14 protein-coding genes are annotated in these 19,629 nt (G+C 64.6%); 4 read left to right on the top strand and 10 right to left on the bottom strand.

Annotated elements, in window-relative coordinates:
• Positions 1 to 54: 54 nt before the first annotated feature.
• The 6 genes from VM621_RS14395 to VM621_RS14420 form a co-directional block, all read right to left on the bottom strand.
• On the bottom strand, positions 55 to 825 hold the full coding sequence (locus VM621_RS14395; RefSeq protein WP_325469649.1) for an EAL domain-containing protein: 771 nt from the start codon (positions 823 to 825) through the stop codon (positions 55 to 57).
• 118 nt (positions 826 to 943) lie between these two features.
• A complete protein-coding gene (locus tag VM621_RS14400; RefSeq protein ID WP_325469650.1) occupies positions 944 to 2,359 on the bottom strand; it encodes a 6-phospho-beta-glucosidase in 1,416 nt (471 codons plus the stop codon).
• Positions 2,337 to 3,284 carry a carbohydrate kinase family protein gene (locus VM621_RS14405; RefSeq protein WP_325469651.1) on the bottom strand — a complete coding sequence of 316 codons (948 nt, stop codon included), beginning with the start codon at positions 3,282 to 3,284 and terminating at the stop codon, positions 2,337 to 2,339. The genes VM621_RS14400 and VM621_RS14405 overlap by 23 nt, the downstream gene beginning before the upstream one ends.
• Positions 3,263 to 4,624, bottom strand: a complete 1,362-nt coding sequence (locus tag VM621_RS14410; RefSeq protein WP_325469652.1) for an APC family permease — start codon at positions 4,622 to 4,624, stop codon at positions 3,263 to 3,265. The genes VM621_RS14405 and VM621_RS14410 overlap by 22 nt, the downstream gene beginning before the upstream one ends.
• The gene (locus VM621_RS14415) at positions 4,624 to 6,780 is read right to left on the bottom strand and encodes a beta-galactosidase (protein ID WP_325469653.1); all 2,157 of its coding nucleotides are present in this window, start codon (positions 6,778 to 6,780) and stop codon (positions 4,624 to 4,626) included. The genes VM621_RS14410 and VM621_RS14415 overlap by 1 nt, the downstream gene beginning before the upstream one ends.
• A gap of 2 nt (positions 6,781 to 6,782) precedes the next feature.
• The gene (locus tag VM621_RS14420; RefSeq protein WP_325469654.1) at positions 6,783 to 9,596 is read right to left on the bottom strand and encodes a TonB-dependent receptor; all 2,814 of its coding nucleotides are present in this window, start codon (positions 9,594 to 9,596) and stop codon (positions 6,783 to 6,785) included.
• A gap of 672 nt (positions 9,597 to 10,268) precedes the next feature.
• Here VM621_RS14420 and VM621_RS14425 point away from each other — a divergent pair.
• A complete protein-coding gene (locus tag VM621_RS14425; protein ID WP_325469655.1) occupies positions 10,269 to 11,285 on the top strand; it encodes an NAD(P)-dependent oxidoreductase in 1,017 nt (338 codons plus the stop codon).
• Positions 11,278 to 11,775, top strand: coding sequence for a cupin domain-containing protein (locus VM621_RS14430; RefSeq protein WP_325469656.1), 498 nt, complete (start codon positions 11,278 to 11,280; stop codon positions 11,773 to 11,775). Before VM621_RS14425 ends, VM621_RS14430 begins: the two co-directional genes overlap by 8 nt.
• A 48-nt stretch (positions 11,776 to 11,823) precedes the next feature.
• On the opposite strand, the gene VM621_RS14435 is transcribed toward VM621_RS14430, so the two are convergent.
• From VM621_RS14435 to VM621_RS14445, 3 genes are read right to left on the bottom strand one after another with little or no spacing between them, the layout of a single operon-like run.
• Positions 11,824 to 12,594, bottom strand: a complete 771-nt coding sequence (locus tag VM621_RS14435) for an anti-sigma factor family protein (protein WP_325469657.1) — start codon at positions 12,592 to 12,594, stop codon at positions 11,824 to 11,826.
• Positions 12,584 to 13,189, bottom strand: a complete 606-nt coding sequence (locus VM621_RS14440) for a sigma-70 family RNA polymerase sigma factor (RefSeq protein ID WP_325469658.1) — start codon at positions 13,187 to 13,189, stop codon at positions 12,584 to 12,586. Before VM621_RS14440 ends, VM621_RS14435 begins: the two co-directional genes overlap by 11 nt.
• Positions 13,158 to 13,730, bottom strand: coding sequence for a cytochrome b (locus VM621_RS14445; RefSeq protein WP_325469659.1), 573 nt, complete (start codon positions 13,728 to 13,730; stop codon positions 13,158 to 13,160). The genes VM621_RS14440 and VM621_RS14445 overlap by 32 nt, the downstream gene beginning before the upstream one ends.
• Before the next feature lie 207 nt (positions 13,731 to 13,937).
• Here VM621_RS14445 and VM621_RS14450 point away from each other — a divergent pair, with 207 nt between their 5' ends.
• Positions 13,938 to 14,660 (top strand): response regulator transcription factor, encoded by a 723-nt coding sequence (locus VM621_RS14450; protein ID WP_325469660.1) that lies wholly within the window; start codon positions 13,938 to 13,940, stop codon positions 14,658 to 14,660.
• Here VM621_RS14450 and VM621_RS14455 read toward each other — a convergent pair.
• Positions 14,613 to 16,070: a sensor histidine kinase gene (locus VM621_RS14455; RefSeq protein WP_325469661.1), complete on the bottom strand. Its 1,458-nt coding sequence runs from the start codon at positions 16,068 to 16,070 to the stop codon at positions 14,613 to 14,615. The genes VM621_RS14450 and VM621_RS14455 overlap by 48 nt on opposite strands.
• Before the next feature lie 204 nt (positions 16,071 to 16,274).
• Here VM621_RS14455 and VM621_RS14460 point away from each other — a divergent pair, with 204 nt between their 5' ends.
• On the top strand, positions 16,275 to 19,544 hold the full coding sequence (locus VM621_RS14460; RefSeq protein WP_325469662.1) for a protease pro-enzyme activation domain-containing protein: 3,270 nt from the start codon (positions 16,275 to 16,277) through the stop codon (positions 19,542 to 19,544).
• Positions 19,545 to 19,629: the final 85 nt, after the last annotated feature.

A 19,629-nucleotide genomic window follows, 5' to 3' on the forward strand; every position in this document is an offset into this window, starting at 1 on the left:
TTTTAAACTTAGGAGGACCAATTTGATACACCCTGGGCCGTTACTGACCTGGCACTACGGCGGCGGTACTGAATTGGAACCGGCGGGAAACGTCGGTTCGCGCACCGGCCCGGTACTCGGCCTGGCAAACAGGTATCCCTGCTGCAGGAAGACGCCGGTATCGAACAGCGCCGAGTGCTCACCCGGGGTTTCGACACCCTCGCCGATGACACGCACGCCAAGCGCCGCGCAAAGGCCCACCATGTGGGAGACGATGCGCTGGCGAACCCTGTCCCTGTCGATGTCGCGGACGAGCCCGATGTCGAGTTTGAGCAGGTCGGGCTGAAAGTCCGCAAGCAGGTTGAGCCCTGCATAGCCCGCACCGAAATCGTCGATGGCCGTCTGGAAGCCGCGGGCACGGTACGTCCGCAGAATGCCAAGGAGATGCTGGTGATCCGCTATCTCCTCGTGCTCGGTGACTTCGAAAATGATCTTCGACAGTGGCCAGCCGACGCGCTCGGCGGCCGTAAGCGTTGCACGCAGGCAATGCTCGGGGTTGTAGACCGCGTTGGGCAGGAAGTTGATCGACACCAGGGCCGGGAGCCGTGACTCGACCGCGCACTCGAGCGCGCGCACACGACACGACTGATCGAACGCGTACTGGTTTTCCGGGCCGACCGCGGCGAGCACGTCCTGGGCGGACGTTCCGTCGACGCCGCGCACCAGTGCCTCATGAGCGAACACGGTTCGCGTCGACACATCCACGATGGGCTGGAACGCCATCGTGATCGCCTGCTGAAACCCTTCTCCGTTACGGCATGCACCGCAAGACTGCTGCGTACCCATTGAACCTCCCCCGCCCCCATTCGGCGTCGAGCTACCGACGTGAGGTCGAGGTTACAGGGCCAGTGGCGACGCAAGGTGAAGGCCCCTTGGGTCCTCGTCCTGGCCCGTGTGCAAACCGTCAGGCGTGCCTATGCACGGGTCCCTGGCACAGGCATTCGCCATCCTCGTTCGCATGACCGAGCAAGGCGTCGAGAAGTTCGCCCGACGGCGTCCATTGACCGATCGCCGGATGAATCAGCATCGCCTTGCGAGCCTCGAGACGACGGTCGTTCAACACCGACGCGATCGCCGCCCGCTCGTATGCCTTGACCGAGCGCACCAGCCCGTTCACGGCATCGGGCAAGGGCGCGATGGGTCGCGGCACGATGGAGTCCAGCGAGATATCCGAAGCGATCTCGACGATATCGTCGTCGGGCAGGTCGGGCAGCGCGCCGCGGTTACGCGTATTCACCACGATGCGCGCAGGCTTGGCGCCGGTCAGGCCACTCATCACGTCGATCGCGATCCGGTGGTAGCCGGTCGCCACGCGGAACGGGTCGCCCTGCAGGCTCACACCCTGGTCGAAGGCCGAGCCGCCCTCGGCTTCCAGCTTCATGTAAGAGCCGGAACGTTGGTTGAGGTAAGCGGCGTAGATATCCACGGCGGCATCGCCGTCACCGGCATCCAGGCGTGCGGTCAGGCCGGCAAGCAGTTCGTCGTTGAGTTGCTGAATCTCGCCACCGCGACTGCCGCCCTGCTTGCGTTGGTTGTCCAGTGCACGCTGCCGCTCGTAGTAGAAGAACAGGTACTCGGTGGGGATGAGCCGCAGCGTGCGGATCATGTCGAAGTCGAAGAGTGGCGCCAGGTAGAGCTTACGTAGCAATTCGTCGCTGTCGAGCAGGCGGTCGATCACGTCCTCGCCGCGCACGCGCACGCCGCGCACCCAACCCAGGTGGTTCAAGCCCACGTAATCGCATTCGACATCGTCGGCCGGCTCGCCCAGTGCATGGGCGATATTGTGGAACAGCTCCGTGGGCGTATCGCAGATGCCGACAATGCGCGCCTTGCTGTGGTCACTCACTGCCTGGGTGATCAAGCCGGCGGGATTGGTGAAGTTGACCAGCCAGGCTTGCGGACTCAGGCGCTCGACCAACCGCGCCTGCTCGATGGCCACGGGAATGGTGCGCAAAGCCATCGCCACGCCGGCGGGCCCGGTCGTCTCCTGGCCGGGATACCCCTGCGCGATGGCTACGCGTTCGTCGGCTGCCCGACCGGCGATACCACCGATACGCACGCTGTTGAGCACGAAATCCGCGCCCTCGATCGTGTCTTCCAGTGAAGTGGCGCCGCGCAGGCGCAGATCGCCGCCGAAGCGCCGGACCACGGCCTTGCCCAGGTCGACCATGATCCGCAGTCGCGCGGGATCCGGGTCGTACAACACCATTTCGGCCGCGCCGAGTGCCTCGGCAGCCTCGTTCACACCGAATACCACCAGGGGCGAACGGACACCGCCGCCGCCGATCAATGCGATCTTACGATCCGTACGTTTGCTCACGAAGGGTCCTCAATTGGGGAGAATGGGGAAGCGATTGAAGGGCACCGGCCGCCGTCGTACACAGCGCACCGCAGACGCAGCCGCGCTCGACGCAACCGTCGATGGACTCGCCGTCGAGCAACCCATCGATGACGCCCGCGTCGAACGCGTCGCCGGCACCGGTGGAGTCGACCGCGTCGATACGCGGCGCCGGTACGCGGCGCAAGCCGCGCATGTCGGCGATCCATGCGCCACTGGCGCCCTGTTTCATGACCGCGCGGTCGATGCCGGCCGCGGTGGACCAGGCCTCGTACGAGGACGGCGCCTCGTCGCCACACAGAAGCGCGGCTTCCTTGGCGTTCGGAAGAAACAGATCGACGTCGCGGCAGGTGAGCCGGTTGCCGGGATCGCCCAGCCAGGCCGGGCTGTAGCCGACATCCAGCGACGTCGTACAGCCGGCCTGGCGTAACAAGGGCAGCAGGATCGTGGCCAGGTCGCGCGGCAACGGCATCGCGAAGTGCACGTGACGGGCGGCGGCGAGGTCGGCGACGATTTCCGGCGAGGCGAGCAATTCGGGCAGCGCATGGTTCACGCCGGGATAGGTGAAGAACGAGCGATCCTCCACCGTGGAGACGCTCACCGTGATACCGGTGCCGTCGCTGCCCAGGCGAATGCCGTCCATGCTGACGCCGAACTCGCCCAGGCGGGCCTCGAACCAGTCCAGGTCGGCTTCGCCGATCAGGCCGACCAGACGCACACGACGGCCCAGGCGGGACAACGCGCACGCGGTATTGATCGTGCCACCGCCGAGTTCGCGCAGGTAGTTCTCGGCAATCACCTCTTCGCCCGGTCCGGGCCATGAGGGAAACCCGCTGAACACGTGGTCGGCGTAGATCTCGCCGACCACGGCAACGTCCCACGACTTCAGGGTTGCGGGAATGGCCATGTGCGGGACCTCCTTGCTTGCCACAGGAAAAGAACGGTGCCAACCAGCACCGCGCCAACCGCCGTCACGATCGACGAGGTCCCGGCCGTGGCGACGAGATAGAGCCAGCCAATCACGCTGACGACGATCGGCAGCGGGTAGAGCGGCATGCGAAACACATCCGCATCGGCACGCCGCTTGCGCAGGGCAACGACAGCGAAGCACTGCGCGATGTACTGGAACAGGATTTGCGTGACCATCAAGGTGGCGATCAGGTGCTCCAGCGAAAGAAAGCACGCCGCCGCCGAGGTCGCGCCGACAAACAGCAACGACACCGTGGGGAAGCCCCCGCGCGGATGCAGCCGGGCGAATACAGGGAAGAATTGCCCGTCGGCCGCCGCCGCATACGGCACGCGCGAATAACCCAGCAGGATCACCAGCGCCGAGCCCCAACTCGCCAGGAGGATCAACAGCACAGCCAGCGTGCCACCGGAACGACCGTGGATGGCCTGCATGAAATCCGCCACGACCGCCTTGGAGTGCGCCGCCTGCTCCCAGGGCAGCACGCCTAGGATGCTGAGGTTGAGCCCGAGGTAAAGCACCGCCACGAGCGGAATCGAGATCAGCACCGCCAGCGGAATCGTGCGTCGGGGCCGCTTCACCTCACCGCCGAGCATGCACACGTTGTTGTAGCCGCCGTAGTCGTAGACGGCGATCAGGGCGACCGCGCCCAGGCCGAGCCAGAAGCCATGCGACGAGTCGACGTGTGCCTGGAAGAAGTGGCTGGCTACCGCCGTGTCGAAGTGCGTGATGCCGCTGAAGACGATCCAGGCGCAGGCGACGACGACGATCGCGCTGACGAATACGGAGAGCCGCTGGATCTGGCCGATGCGCCGATAGAGAACGGCGGTGTTGAACAGGCAAAGGCCCGCCGCCAGGAGCGCCCTTCCCGTATCGTCGAGCGAAGGTATCAGGTAGCCGGCGTACTGGGCGAAGCCTACGGCCGCCGAGCCGATCGACAAGGGCGCGGTGAGCAGCGTTTGCCACAGGTAGAGGAAGCCGAACAGGCGGCCCGCTTTCTCGCGACCGTACGCCTCGCGCAGGTAATGGTACGGGCCACCCGACTCGGGAATGGTCGAGCCGAGTTCCGCCCAGACCAGTCCGTCGCACAGGCACAACAGTGCGCCGGCGACCCAGCCGAGCAGTACCGAGGGGCCGGCGAGCGCCGAGAGCGCGATGGGAATCGTGACGAACGGCCCGATGCCGATCATGTTCAACACATTGGCCGACAGTCCGCCCCAGAAGCCGATAGCGCGCGGTGGCGAGGTGGGTGCGCCGGGTTCGCTTACGATGGCACGCATCAGGCACTCCTCGACGCTTGCAGACTGTCGGCGGCGGTGACGACCGCCGGAGTATGGCGATGCAGGTCGAGTACGAGCAGCTCGTTATCGCCCTCGCGCAACCACGGTCCCGGACAGAACAGACGCTGCTGCGGGCCGATGTTCCAGTAGCGTCCAAGCAGCTTGCCGTTGATCCATAGGTAGCCTTTGGACCAGGCCCCGAGGTCGATGTAGACGTCGCCTGGGGCGTCGATCTCGAGAGTGGCTTTGTAGAACATGCCGCCACGTGGCGGTCGGGTCTTCGCCGCTGAAGCGGCTCCCACAGAGGGCCGCGCCATCGCCGCCGATACTTCGGCGACAACCCCTGTGGGAGCCGCTTCAGCGGCGATAGCTCCCGCAGGAACCGCCTCCGCGGCGACAGCCCCTGTGGGAGCCGCTTCAGCGGCGATAGCTCCTGCAGGAACCGCCTCCGCGGCGACAACCCCTGTGGGAGCCGCTTCAGCGGCGATAGCTCCTGTAGAAGCCGCCTCCGCGGCGACAGCCCCTGTGGGAGCCGCTTCAGCGGCGATAGGACGCAGGTTGCGAACCCACGCCTCGTCGAGCGGAATCGGCCACGCCTGGACATCGTGCAGCGGCGTACCGTCGATCGACGCCGGGCCGATCAAGCCCTTGTGGTCGCCGATGCGCGGGCCGAAGTTGATGTGGCCGAACGTGTCGATGAGGATCTCGATCGTACGCTGCGCGGACCCTGCGTCGGTACCCGCTTCGGGGAGAACGATGTCGGGTGTCGAATTCACCGACGGATGCTCTACCCGCGACACCGCCCCGACCTCGTGCCCATCGACATAAACCACGGCGTAGTCACGCACATTCTCAAGCCGCAGCATCCCACCCTTCGCGATGCGCTTGCGATAAACGACAAGCCCCTGGTCCTGGCCGAAGAGAATCTCGTTCGGCCCCGGCGAGGGCAAGGTCGATGCGGTGCCCGGCAGGTTGTCCCACAGCGAAGCGAACGGCTGCGGCGTCACCGGCGCGAAGGACGTCGACGGCGGCGGCGCCGGCAGCGATGGCGGCGTCATTCCGGTGCTGTGCGCGATGACGCGACGCAGTCGCGTGAACTGGTCCGTCGCCCGCCCGCGCTCGTCGACGGGCGCGCCATAATCGTAGCTGGTGATCACCGGCTGGAACTGCGAACCGTCGTCTTCCGCATTGGATCCGGCGGTCAGACCGAAATTCGTGCCGCCGTGCACGACATACAGGTTGAACGAATACCCCGCACGCATGATCTGCCGCAGGGTGCTCTCATAATCCTTGCTCGCAAACGTGGGCTCGCCCCAATGCGTCAGCCAGCCGGGGTAGCCTTCGCCCACCCATACGGGCGATTCGCCGGCGTATCCCCTGCCCTTCACCAGAACCGCCACGTCGGCCCCGTCCAGACCCAACGCGGTGCCCTGCGGGTAAGCCCGGCGACGTTCCAGATCCTTGAACCCATCGGACACCGAGAACGGGCCGTCGATGCCGTGCTCACGCCAGAGCCGACGCACGGCATCGAGATAGCCGATATCGTCGGCGAACATCGAATACTCGTTCTCGATCTGCAGCATCAACACCGGACCGCCCGCCTTCGCCATGAGCGGGGAAACCCGTGGCGCCAGCGCCGCGATATAACGTCGTACCGCCGCCATGTAACGGGGATCGTCACGCGTACGCAGTCGCGTGTCGGGATCGCGCAGCAGGTAGGCAGGCAATCCGCCGTTGGTCCATTCGCCACAGATGTACGGGCCCGGCCGCAGGTACACCCACATGCCCTCCTCGGCACACAGGCGGATGAAGCCGAACACGTCCCGGTTCCCGCTCTCGAAGTCGAACACTCCCGGCTCGCGCTCGTGATGATTCCACATCACGTAGATCGCGACGGTATTGAGTCCCATGGCGCGGGCCATGCGAATCCGATGCCGCCAGTGCTCCTTCGCGATCCGCGACGGATGCATCTCGCCGCTGTGGATGCGGAAGGCCTTGCCGTCGAGCAGGAACTCACGCTTGCCGAAGCCAAACGCCCGGGGACGGCCGTTCGGCATCGCCGGCGAGCGCACGGTGTCCGGCGAGGCCGCCCACCCGCGGCCGGCAAATGCCAGCGGGGTGAGCAGCGACAGGGCGAGGAAGCTACGTCGATGCATGCTCAGAAGTTGTACTTCACGGTCAGCAGGGTGGTCCTTCCCGCATCGACGATATCCGAATTGGCCAGGCTGTTCTTGCCGATGTGCGACCAGTACGAGTACTGCTTGGTCAGGTTGCTCACCTGCAAGTCGAACTGCAGGCCGTTATCCATCGCATAGCCCAGGTGCAGGTCGACCCGGCGAATCGGACGAATCCACAGGTCGTCCCACGGACTGTTCTGGTTGAGGAAGTCGTAGGTCGACAGGTAGGAACCGGTGTAGTGGTAACTGAGGTTTGCCGAGAAACCGTACTTCTCGTAGAACAGCTCGGCGTTGGCCATGCGCTGCGGCGCGGACTGCAGCCGCTCGTTGCCGAAGCCCTCGCGCCCCAGGTCGACCTTCGAATTCTGCCGCGTGGCATTGACGCTGAAACCCAGGCCATCCAGCGGCGTCGGCAGGTTCTGGAACTTCTGCCGATAGGTCGCCTCCAGACCGACCACGCGACCGTCGCCGCCATTGGTCGGGGTCTTGGTCAGGACCGTGCCGACACCCGATGTATTCGGATTGGCCTGGCCACCGCCGCTGTCATAGATGTAGTTGCGCAGCTTCTTGTAGTAGCTGGCCAGCGACACGTAGCCACCGCTCTGGGTCGTCCACTCCGCGCCCAGGTCGACGTTGGTCGCCTTGATCGGACTGAGGTTGGGATTGCCGCTGGTGATCGTGGTCACGCCGTCGGACACGCTGATCTGCGAACCGCCGCCGAGTTGCACGAACGCCGGGCGCGTATAGCTCTGCCAGATCGCGCCGCGGTAGACGATATTGCCGTCCGGCCGGTAATTGATGAACAGGCTGCCCAGGGGCTCGTTGTACACCGTGTGGTTATTGGAGAAGTACCCCGGCGCCTCATTGCCATCGGCGTCGGTCGGCGTGGTCCAGAACGTGTTGCGAATGGACGTGTGTTCGAAGCGCACGCCGGGGATGATTTCCCACGGACCGCTCTGGAACGTGGCCATGGCATACGCCGCGGTCACGGCCTCCGTGCCGCGCATCGTGTCGCAGTTGAAGTTGTTGTAGTCGAGCTGGCCGCAGGTATCCAGATCCCCCGGCTGCAAGTGGCTGGCGATGAGCGCCGCGACCGCCGAACGACTGATCTGCGGCGTCGTCCAGTCGAACTTACCCGGGAATATCTGGCTGTAATAGCCCTTGATGATCCCGAGGTCGTTAAGGGTGGTCGTGCCGTCGTTGATGCCTGCCGTCGAATAGTCGCGGTTGGTGAACTCGCGCGAGCTGTCGCTGTACTTCACGCCGAACTTGATCGACTGCAGGGCACCGCCTTCGAAGTCATAACGAAGGTCCAGCTTGGCGCCGCCGCGTTTCTGCCCCGAGCGAATGTCGGTGACCTCGCCATAGTCGTTCGCGTACATGTTCTGCAGGTTGTTGACCGAGTTCAGCAGGCCCGGCGTCAGCACCGGATAAGGGAAGCCATGGCCGCCGTAGCTCAGCAACGAACTCCGGTTGTAGGCGAAGTTGTCCTGCGAGTACTTGTCCTCGCGGCCGTCGATCTCGACATGGTTCGGGCGATCGTTGCGGCCGATGCTCCAGAACACGTTCGGCGAGATCGTCCATCCACCGGCCGTCTTGTCCGCACCGAGCTGGATCGTGGCCAGATCGGCGCGCTCCGGGTTGGTCTCGTACCAGAAGCGGTTGGCGATACGCCCGATGTTCGGCGCGTAGACGCCCGGGGTTGCCGTGGGCACGTAGGTCACGTCCTGCGGCAGGAGCTGGTTGTAGGTGGTGTTCTGCTCGGTCAGCGCATACGCGTAGGTCATGCGCGCGTAGGCTTTCAGCGTGGGATCCACGTTCCAGTCGAGCGAGATGTTGCCGCCATAGCGACGCTCGAAGCCGGAGGCGACACCGACGTTCGTGCCAAGGCTGGTCAGGTTGTGCGCGGGATCGTAGCCCGCCGCGTTCTTGCCATCGGCCGTGGCATGCAGGAAGGCCCACGAACCATCGTTCGACGCGCTCTCCGCGGCACCAATCTCGCTGTTGGCGATGTTCCGGTAGTCGTAGTAACCACTCACGTAGACGCCAAACTGCTTCTCGGCGCCGAACTTGCCTTGCAGCTCGCCGGCAAGACCGCTGCCGAGTCCGCTGCCGCCATAATCGCGGGCGCGACTTTCCACCCGTCCACTGGCCGTCACGCTGCCGCTGAAATCCTTCTTGAAGTCGAACGCGCTGGGCGTGCGGAAGTCGATCGTGCCACCGATGGCGTCGCCGTCCATGTCGGCGGTCGAGGTCTTGTTGAGCACGATGGTCTGCAGACCCGACGGCGGTAGCAGGCTGAGCTGCACGCTGCGGCTGTACGGCATACCCTGGGCCACATTGCTGCCGTTGACCAGGTTGACGTTGTACTCGGACGGCAGGCCGCGCACCGAGGTGAACATGCCCTCCCCTCGCGCCGCGCCATCGATGCCGCCGAAGTAACCCGAGCCCGTCGTTGTCACGTTCACGCCGGACATGAGCCCCAGCGCCTCGGCGACGTTGTGCACGGCGGTGTGCTGCAGGTCCGCCGCGGACAGCACATCGACCGTATTGATCGAGTCCATCCGCATGTTCGTCGCGTCGTAGCGATTGGCCACGACGCTCAAGGCCTTCATCTGTACGGCCTTGTCGGGCTTGGGCGGCGCCGCCTCGCTGTCCGCCGCCGGCTTGGCCGGCGGCGTGGCCGTTGTGGCGGATGTCGCCGGCGCTGCGTCCTGCGCAAACGCCGATCCACCGAGAACGGCACATAAGGCCGCGACGAGACACTTCTTGTTGAAACCCCTTTCGATACCCACGACTTACCCCCACCCCGAGATGCTTTTGGAAGCATGCGCGTGACACGACGCCACGCGATGCGCAGTTCAGCTGACCAGCGGGTTCGTCGCGCGGTCCGGACAAGAGCAGACGTCCACGCCAGCGCCAGCGGGCGTGCGTCGACATCACGACGGACGGTTGAACGTGCCGATCAGGACGGTCGGACGATCAGGGGGAGGTTTGCGGCGGGGAGTAGCCGGCGACGCACTTGCCGCGGGAGCGCAGGGCACTCAGCTTGGCACGGGCGAGGATCGGCAGACCGTCGGCCATGACACGCGCAAACGGACGACCTGCGATGGCGCAGCTGGCGTTTTCATTTGAATTGGGCCGACGCATCGTAGCGGTCTGTCCGTCATTCATCGCAAGCTGCATATCGGCATGCGGTATGCATGCCGGAAGGGTTACGCGAACGGACGTCCAATCGAGTCGCCGCGCGTGTTGCAAGATATAGCGCACCGTAAAATTCGCGTCAACTGCCAAAAATGCATAGGTGACGGGATGTTGCGTCGCAGCAGGCCAGCGCCGTTCCTACCGGGGGAGATGCCTCGAGCCGCATGCGCCCGGTGCGTCTGTATCGCGCCTACAACGGAAGTTCTATTGCCCCATGCTCGACATGAGCGGCAATGTCCAGACTCTGGTTACCGAGAATACGTATGCGAGTCCTCGTCACAGGAAGTGCCGGGCATCTGGGCGAAGCGCTGATGCTCACATTAGGGACAGCTGGACACGAGGCCATCGGGTTGGATCTGAAGGCCTCGCCCCATACAAGCCTCGTCGGATCGATTGTGGACCGGCCGCTGGTGGCAAGAGCCCTGTCCGGCGTCGATGGGGTCGTGCATACGGCAGCACTGCACAAGCCACACATGGCGACGCATCCCTCCGCCGACTTCGTCGCCACGAACATCGCCGGGACGCTTTGTCTACTCGAAGAATGCACGAGAGCAGGGGTGCGTTCCTTCGTGTTCACAAGCACCACCAGCGTGTTCGGCCATGCACTGACGCCTTCACCGGACGAGCCGGCCGCATGGATAACCGAGGACGTCGTGCCGATTCCGAGGAACATCTACGGTGTCACGAAGCTCGCCGCGGAACATCTATGTGAGGCGCAGCATCGCCGATATGGCCTCCCGTGCATCGTACTCAGGACATCGAGGTTCTTCCAGGAGGCCGACGACGACAGGGAGATGCAGAAGCGCTATGACCAGGACAACCTGAAGGTCACCGAATACCTGTATCGCCGGGTCGACATGGAAGACGTCGTGTCGGCGCACGTCCTTGCCTTGGAGAAGGCAGCCGACATCGGCCTGGGCCGGTACATCGTCAGCGCGACGACGGCTTTCTCGGAGGGGGATCGTTTCGACTTGCGAAAGCACGCCCGCGACGCCGTACGCAGGCACGTTCCCGCGTACGAACGTGAGTACGCCCGACGCGGCTGGACGATGCTCCCCGGCATCGACCGGGTTTACATCAACGCACTCGCAAGGTCGGAACTTGGCTGGACGCCAAAGTATGACTTCAGATACGTCATCGAGCGGCTTTCCCGCTCGCTGGACTACCGCAGCCCTCTCGCTCGAACGATAGGCATCAAGGGATACCACGCCGAGCGATTTCTCGACCCGCCATACCCCGTCGAAAACCTGGTTCGTGCCGGAGCCAAAAAAAATGACTAAGAACGACTACCTTCGTGCGCTGTCCATGCGTCTCCATCGCGAAGGCGGTTACTTCGCCGAAACCTTCAGGAACGAGCTGACCATCGAGACCGATCGTCCTGATAAACAAGGCATCAGGAGCATCGGCACGTGCATCTATTACATGTTGACGGATGATGAGCCGAAGGGCCACATGAACCGCAACCTCTCGCCTATCGTCCACTTCTTCCATGCCGGGGCGCCGATGACGTACTGGCTGACCGACAAGAACGGGCACGTGGAACGCCATGTACTCGGGCCGGACATCGCTGCGGGGGAGACGCTGCAACTCATGGTGCCGGCAGGCACCTGGAAGTGTTCGGAGCTTCGTCCGGGCAGTGCTTACGGCCTGCTGAGCGAGTCGGTGACGCCGGGTTTCGAGTACGAGGACTGCACGCTCGCGTCGCGAAGCGAGTTCCTGAGCCACTTTCCGCACGCGCGGGAGTTGGCGGACAGATTCTGCCGCGGATAACGCCACACGTCCACGACGCGACGATGGCTGTGTCTGCTGCGGCAACACCTAGTCGGCGTGGTTCGACGCACCCACCAGAACCCTGAATCGGTCCAGCTCGGCCTCGTCCATGTCCGAAACGATCGCGGCGGGCTGGCCGCCGAGCGTTGCGCCTTCCAACACGTAGCCCTGTATCCGGGCAGGCTCGATGCTCCCGCGCACGGCGGTCGGCGGCAGCACGAACACATCGATGAGATGCTTTCCATGCCGATACACCAGCACGGGAACGCGCTCGGTACCGACATAGTCGATGCGCCCTCCTATGAGGGCATAGCCCTGCGTGGAATAGTCCTGCACGACGGGCGCCGTGGCGATCTTTCCGGCAAACCAGGGTTTGACCGTGTGTTGGTCCGTCGATACGACATCGATGGGCGATGTGGCGGCCAGGGCGCGCCAGTGGCTGGCAAACAGATCGCGGGTCAACTGGGACCGGTCGTCTGCGGGCCGCGAGGCATGGTTCCACGCGGTCAGCGTGAGTCCACCGGCGACGAACGCGAGCATCCACGATGCGGCCAGCGCGAGTCCGGGCACGCGCATGCGCGACGGCCGACGCGCGACCGGCACGGCCATCTCCTTCTGAATCCGGGCACGCAGCGCATCGGGCGCGCGATACCTCGGCGCATCGTTGCGCAACGAGCCGCGCAGCGCATCGAGCTCGATCAACGCGGCGCGGCAATCGGCGCATTCGTCCAGGTGAGCTTCGAACTCACGGCCGGTGGCGCGGTCCAGCTCGCCGTCGAAGTAGAGGGGCAACATGTCGTTGGCAGCTTTACAGTCCATGCGGCGTCTCCACGTTGTCATTATCGGTCAAGGCCTTCTGCAGCAATGCACGCCCTCGTGCCAGCCGGGACATCACCGTACCGATGGGCGTTTGCAACACGTCGGCGATCTCCCGATAAGACAATTCCTCGATCTCGCGCAGGATAAGCACTTCGCGAAACGTGTCCGGCAGGCTTAGCAGGTGGCGGGTGATCCGTTGCCTGCGCCTGGCGCTGTCCAGGCACTCCTCGACATCATCCGCTTCGACACGCGGCATCCAGCGCTCGGCGGCGACAGGATCGTCGTCGATCGCGACGTTCCTTCTCTCCTTGTTGCGAACCGCCAGTCGGGCGAGGCAACAGTTACGGACGATCGCAAGCCACCAGGCGCGCGCGTTGCCGCCGGCGTAGGTTTCCGAAGCGCGCGCCGCACGCAGATAGGCATCATGGACGGCGTCCGCCGCGTCCTGCTCGCTGCCGAGCAACCAGCGGCCGAGATTGTACGCAGCGTCAAGATGGCTTGACGCCAGGTCATCGACAAAAGCACGGCTACTCGTCGATATCGTCAAGACTGCGTCCTGCCAATCATGTGCGCAACATGCGCTGGATAACGCCATCGCGGTCGATAAGGCGGTGTTTCAGGGCGGCGCCTATATGACCCAGCACAAGAATACACAGGACCCAGACAAGGCACACGTGGAGCGTATCGGTGAGCAAACGGAGCGGTTCGTCCTTGCCGATCAGCACGGGGAGGAAGCCGATGCCGAAGAAACTGACTGGGTGGCCGCCCGCCATCCGATGCAGGTAGCCGGTGAACGGCACGAGCAACATCAACGAATACAGCACCCAATGGAGGGTGTGGGCCGCCCTTTGCTGCCACGACGGCAGGTGGGCCGGCAGCGCCGGTGGCTTGTGCGTGCTTCGCCAGAACAGGCGGAACACCGCAGCCATGAAGATCAGGCTACCGACCGAGGCATGGTAGAACAGGACCGTATCGTGCCCTGGCGCACTCTTCGGAAAGGTCTCCATGAAAAGCCCGAGACCGACATTCAGAAAGACCAGCAGCGCGATAAGCCAATGCATCGCGACAGCCACTTTCGTGTACGACGTCGGTTGCACGGCCGATACGGCATAGGAGGCCTGGACAGGCACGGACATGACGGAACCCTCTGGGTGGCGGCACGGGAAGCGTGCCCACGACAGATGAGATCGTCCTGGCCCGGGGTTTATTCCCGCTAGGCCATGGGAGCTAGGCCGTAGCTTCTTACGATAGGCCATCTTGCGTGACGAAGTTGCTGGATTTCGCCACTCCGGCGAGGCAATCTCTTGCTGGCTGCCGCCTCTGCGGCACGGCGGATCAGGGCCATGAGCGCGACGAACTTGCATCTGGAACAGGTCGGTCCAGCGCGCCCCTTGCGATTGGCGCTGCTCGACGACGACGCCATGCTGCGCGATCGCATCCTGGCCCCCAAACTGAGGCAGTTCGGTTTCGAAGTGACCGCGACCGGCAGCGCCGCCGAGCTGCACGCGGTGATCCGGAAGGGCGTGCCGGATATCTTCCTGCTCGATATCGGACTGCCCGACGGCGACGGATTCCAGGTCGCGCGATCGCTACGCAACACCCTGCCCCATGCCGGCATCATCATGCTCAGCGGCCGCGCCGACAATGTCGACCGCGTGCGCGGGCTGTTCGAAGGTGCCGATGCCTACCTCACGAAGCCCGTGGAGATCGACGTGCTCGTGGCCACGCTCTACAGCGTGGCTCGCCGGCTCGAGCCGGGGTCGACGACCGCCCCACACGGCCACTGGGCGCTCAGCCCGGACGAATGGTTTCTTCTATCTCCCTCGGGCGCCCGCGTGATGCTGAGCAAGAGCGAGCGACGCCTGCTCAACACCATGCTCACGCATGTGAATGAAGTCGTCCCGCGCGAGGCCCTCATCTCCGTTCTTACGGACGATGTCGATGCGTTCGACCCCCATCGCCTCGACTCCATGGTGCATCGCTTGCGGCGCAAGGTCCTGGCGGCGCTCGGCGAGCCCCTACCCTTGAATGCCGCCCACGGCACGGGCTACGTGCTGGAAGGCTGACGGCCGCACCCCTGGCGGATCGGCATGCTGCCCGATCAGGGGCAGCATCAAGCGCACCGTCGTTCCCTGCCCTGGCGCGCTCTCGACCATGGTCCGCCCACCGGCCTGAAGCACCAGGTCATTGACGACGCTCAGCCCCAGCCCGGTGCCACGGTCGGCGGACTTGGTGGTGAAGAACGGCTCGAACACCTGCGTGCGGACCGCTTCGTCCATACCCACGCCGGTGTCCCGCACGGACACCGACAAGCTACCGTCGCACTCGTCCAATGCGATCGTGCAGAGGCCGCCGTCAGGCATGGCATCGCGTGCATTCGTTATCAGGTTGATGATGGCCAGTTCGAACTGGCTGCGGTCGAAGCGGATGAAGCGTGGCCCCGGCGGAAGCTCGATACGCAGCTGGCAACGCGCGGGCAAGGACTGCCGTGCGAGCGGCCGCAGCTCGTGCAACGCCGCTACCGCATCGAAGTTCTCGGTCAGGGTGAGGTCGTTCCGACTGAAGTTGAGCAGCTTGCGACACACGGCCGTACCACGTCGCGCGGCCAGCTCGATACCTTCCATCGCATCGGCCACGGCGCGCGTATTCTCGTCCTGCGGCTCGTCCTCCGCAGGCAGTCGGTCGCGCTCGGTCGAGAAGCCAAGGATGATGTCGAAAACATTGTTGACGTCATGCGCGATGCCGCTGGCGAGCTTGCCTACCGCGTCCATCTTCTGCGCGTGTAGCAGCTGCTCCTGCGTGCGCTCCCGCTCGGCGATCTCGAGCGCCAGTTGCCGCCGACGACGATCCGACTCGAGCAGGCTCTCGCGCAAGGCGTAGATGCTTCGGTCGACGATCAGGGCGATCAGCAGGTAGCTCGTCAACGCACGCACCGGCAAGAGGTCGTAGATGGCCAGCAGCACGCCCTTGGCGTCGCCGACCCCGGACGACGTGAGCGGATCCACACTCATCACGAGGATCAACGCCTCGACCGCATACGTGATCCACAACGCCTTGCGACCGAGCATCAACCCGCTCAGCGCCAGGATCAGCATCAAGGTGAGATTGCCGTCGGTCGCGCGGTACCCGAAGGCGGCATAGGCCACCGCACCGGAGGCGAGCATGGTGGCCACGAACTGCGCCACGGCCAGGGGAAATCGCCCTTTGCGGATCAGGTAGAAGCCCAACCAAGCCGAGAGGGTCATCGCAAGGTCGGTGCCGACGTCGATGCAGAACGCTGCCGGTGCACCGATACGCGCCTTCGCGTAGAAATGCTCCTGCAGGTACGCCCCATGCAACGCGAACAGATAGAGCTTGGTCGCTGGAATGCGCAAGCCCTCGAAAGCCAGGAGCAACTGCATGAAGCTCGCATTGCGCCGGTCGACGGGGTCGTCGATCGGCGTGCTCGCTAGCCAACGACGGATGCGGGCCATCATCGTGCGTTTCCCCCGTGGCCCGGCGGTGAGAATTCGGTGAGAACCGGGCCAGTCGAGCGTGTGTGACTTTGCGCCGGATGTAAAGCTATCGTCGAGCGTCCGCACGATCCTGCATCGTGCGGACGCCGTGCCGAAGGGGCAGCCTTTTACGGGCTGGGCACAAGAACTTACGACGCACTACGGGCTCTTTCCTTCGGGGGTACTATGTCTGTAATCATTTCAAGGCCTTGGCTGGCGGGGGCGGCGCTGCTCGTCGTCGCCGGCAGCGCATGCGATGCGCACGCTGCCGCTGCTACCTTCACGGCAGGCAGCACCACCACCACGCCGTTGATCACACGATCGGTCGACGCCAAGCAGCTGACCACCTTGTCCGGCAGCGTGCCGGCAAGGGTCCGCAGCAGCGCCGACGCCGGGCCCATGGGAACGACCGAGGTGATTTCCTCGATGACCCTGGTGCTCAAGCGCAGCGACGATCAGCAGAAGAACTTCGATGCTTACCTTGCATCGCTCGACAATCCTTCCTCGCCCAACTTCCACAAGTGGCTGACCGCGCGCCAGGTCGGTGAACGGTTCGGCCCGAACCGGCAGGACATCGCCGCGGTGAAGAAATGGCTCGGCAGCCAGGGCCTGGCCGTGAAGAACGTTTCCGCCGATGGCATGCTCATCCGCTTCACCGGATCCGTGGGGTCCGTGCAACAGGCGTTCGGTACCTCCATGCACCACTTCACCGGCGCCGACGGCAAGAGGCACTTCGCCAATGCCGCCGAGCAGAAACTGCCGACGGCGCTCGTGCCCGTCGTTCGCGGCGTGGCCTCGCTGACCGACTTCTTCCCGAAACCGCAGAAGAAGGATGCCCAACCGGTCAAGCGCAACAAGAACGGGGAATGGGTTACCGCTGGCGCACCGTCGTCGGACTTCAATTTCGTCTACCAGGGCGCTGTCCAGTATGACGTGGTGCCTGCGGATTTCGGCACCATCTACAACGTCGACCCGCTGTGGAACCAGTCGACTCCCGTGCGCGGCGCCGGACAGACCGTCGCCGTGCTCGAGCGCACGAATGTCCTCGACGCCGACATCGCCACCTTCCGGAAAACCTTCCTGCCAGCCGATGCCAAGGGTGTCGTCACGCAGATACACCCGGCCGGCTTCGCCGGCGATACCAGCTGCGCCGACCCAGGTACCAACGCCGACGAAGGCGAAGCCGCGCTCGACGCCGAGTGGGCCGGTGCCGCGGCGCCCGATGCCAACGTGACCCTGGCCTCGTGTGCCGACAGCGGTGCGGACTTCGGTGCCTTCCTGGCCGCACAGAACCTGCTCGAGCAGGACGCCCCGCCGCCGATCATGAGTTTGAGCTACGGCGAATGCGAGTCCGTCAGCGCGGCAGTAGGTGATCTCGCAGAAGCCGCGTCGCTGTGGTCGACCGCCGCCGCCGAAGGCGTGACGGTCTTCGTCTCCACCGGTGATGCCGGCTCCGCAGGCTGCGATCAGAACCAGGTCGCCGCCAGCTTCGGCATCGCCGTCAACGGACTGGGCAGCACGCCCTACAACGTCGCCGTCGGTGGCACCGACTTCGACGACTTCAAGAAAACGCAGAAGTACTGGTTGCCCGGCAACGGTGAGCTCGGTGCCAGTGCGATCGGCTATATTCCCGAGCAGACCTGGAACGATTCCTGCGCCAGCGCGCAGCTCGACAAGGTCCTGGGTATCGCCAACCCGAACAACGCCTGCAACTCGGCGGCCGGTGAAAACTTCCTCAACACCGCCGGCGGCAGCGGCGGCCCGAGCTACGTCTGGTCACAGCCAACCTGGCAGCAGGGTATTGCCGGCATGGACCAGAACGTCACACGGGCGTTGCCGGATGTCTCGCTGTTCGCCGCCAACGGCCTCTATGGCCATGCGCTGATCTTCTGCATGTCCGATGCGGATCAGGGCGGCGTACCCTGCAACTACCTGGACCCGACGGACTCGCTGTTCAACAGCGCCGGCGGCACCTCGTTCGCCGCACCGGCCATGGCCGGCGTACAGGCCCTGGTCGACCAGGCCAGTGCCAACCGCCTGGGCAATGTCGGCCCGACACTTTACGGTCTGGCCCGCGCGCAATACGGTACCGTCGCCACACCGGCGGCTGGCTGCAAGGCCAAGGACACCACGTGCGTGTTCCACGATGTGGCTACCGGCGACATCGACGTGCCGTGCTTCGCCGGCACCGGCGATTGCTTCGTCAAGAAAGGACAGCAGTACGGCGTGGTCAGCGACGGCGGCCGCGCGTCCCTGGTAACGGCATGGAAGGCGGCGAAAGGCTACGACTATGCCACCGGTCTGGGCTCGGTCGACGTGACCAACCTGACCCATGCCATCGCCGCCAGGCAGACCCGCGGAGAAATCATTTCGCGCACCTGGGACCTCGCCGGTGCCACCGACAGCGGTAATCCGGGCGTGGGCCTGAACTCCGTCCTCGACGGCAAGAGCACCTTGCTTCTGGTCGGCCCCAAGTCCGGTAACGCCACGCTCGTGCGCATGAACGGAAGCACCGTGCTCGGCACGGACACGTGGGTTCCCGTCACCCAGGGGAGCCAGGTGGCCGACGGCTTCCAGCCGGGTGACCAGGTGAAGGCGATTCCGTTCGATATCTTCGACGGTCAGCTCATCAACCAGACCGTGATGGAAAGCGATAACCCGACCACCAACACGATGAACCTGGCGGTCTACAGCTACGGCTGGGAGAACTTCCGCTTCCCGTATCCGGCGGGCTGGAGTCTCGTCGGTGCCGGCCTGGTCGACGCGACGGCCAAGTCGAAGCAGGTCTGGTTCAACGCCGCGACCGGTAAGGTGTCGTTCTGGACGATCGCTTGCAGCGGCACGCTCAAGTTCGGCCGCTTCGACACCATGAGCTGCGACCAGAGTGTGGCCAACACGGTGGCCGCACCGGCAGGCTTCACGCCTTACCTGGCCGACCTCAATGGCGACGGCATCCTGGACATCGTCTGGACCGGTCCGAAGAACGCCATCAAGTACTGGATCAACGACGGCCAGGGCAGCTTCACCAAGACCGACGGTAGCACCGCCGCGCCGGCTGGCTTCGCCTTGATCGGTGCCGGTGAAATCGCCGGTAGCGGCAAGACCGACCTGATCTGGTTCAACGCCGGCACAGGCAAGCTGCGCTGGTGGGAAATGGACGGCACGACCGTGTCGAGCCAGAAGACCGAGGCCGCCCCGTCGGGTTACACCGTCGCGACGATCGAAGACTTCGACGGCGACGGCCTGGCCGACCTGCTGTGGACGAACGCCAAGGGCAAGGCGATCCTGTGGCAGGGTGTCGGTGACGCCTTCGTGTCCCAGCAGGTCGCCGACGGCGAAGGCACGCCGTACGTGGTGCCGGCTGGCTATGCCGTGCAGATGAATCGCGTGCAGGGTGTGGTGAATGCCGCATCGTCGACGGCCGGCGCACAGGTGGCGGTCGCTGCAACGCACTGACCGCGGTTACAAGCACGTGGAAGAAGCGGCCGGCCATGAACCGGCCGCTTTTTTTCATCGGCGATTCGCCGCATTCACGCGTGGC

The sequence above is a fragment of the Luteibacter sp. genome (assembly GCF_035539195.1).
Classification (GTDB): Bacteria; Pseudomonadota; Gammaproteobacteria; order Xanthomonadales; family Rhodanobacteraceae; genus Luteibacter.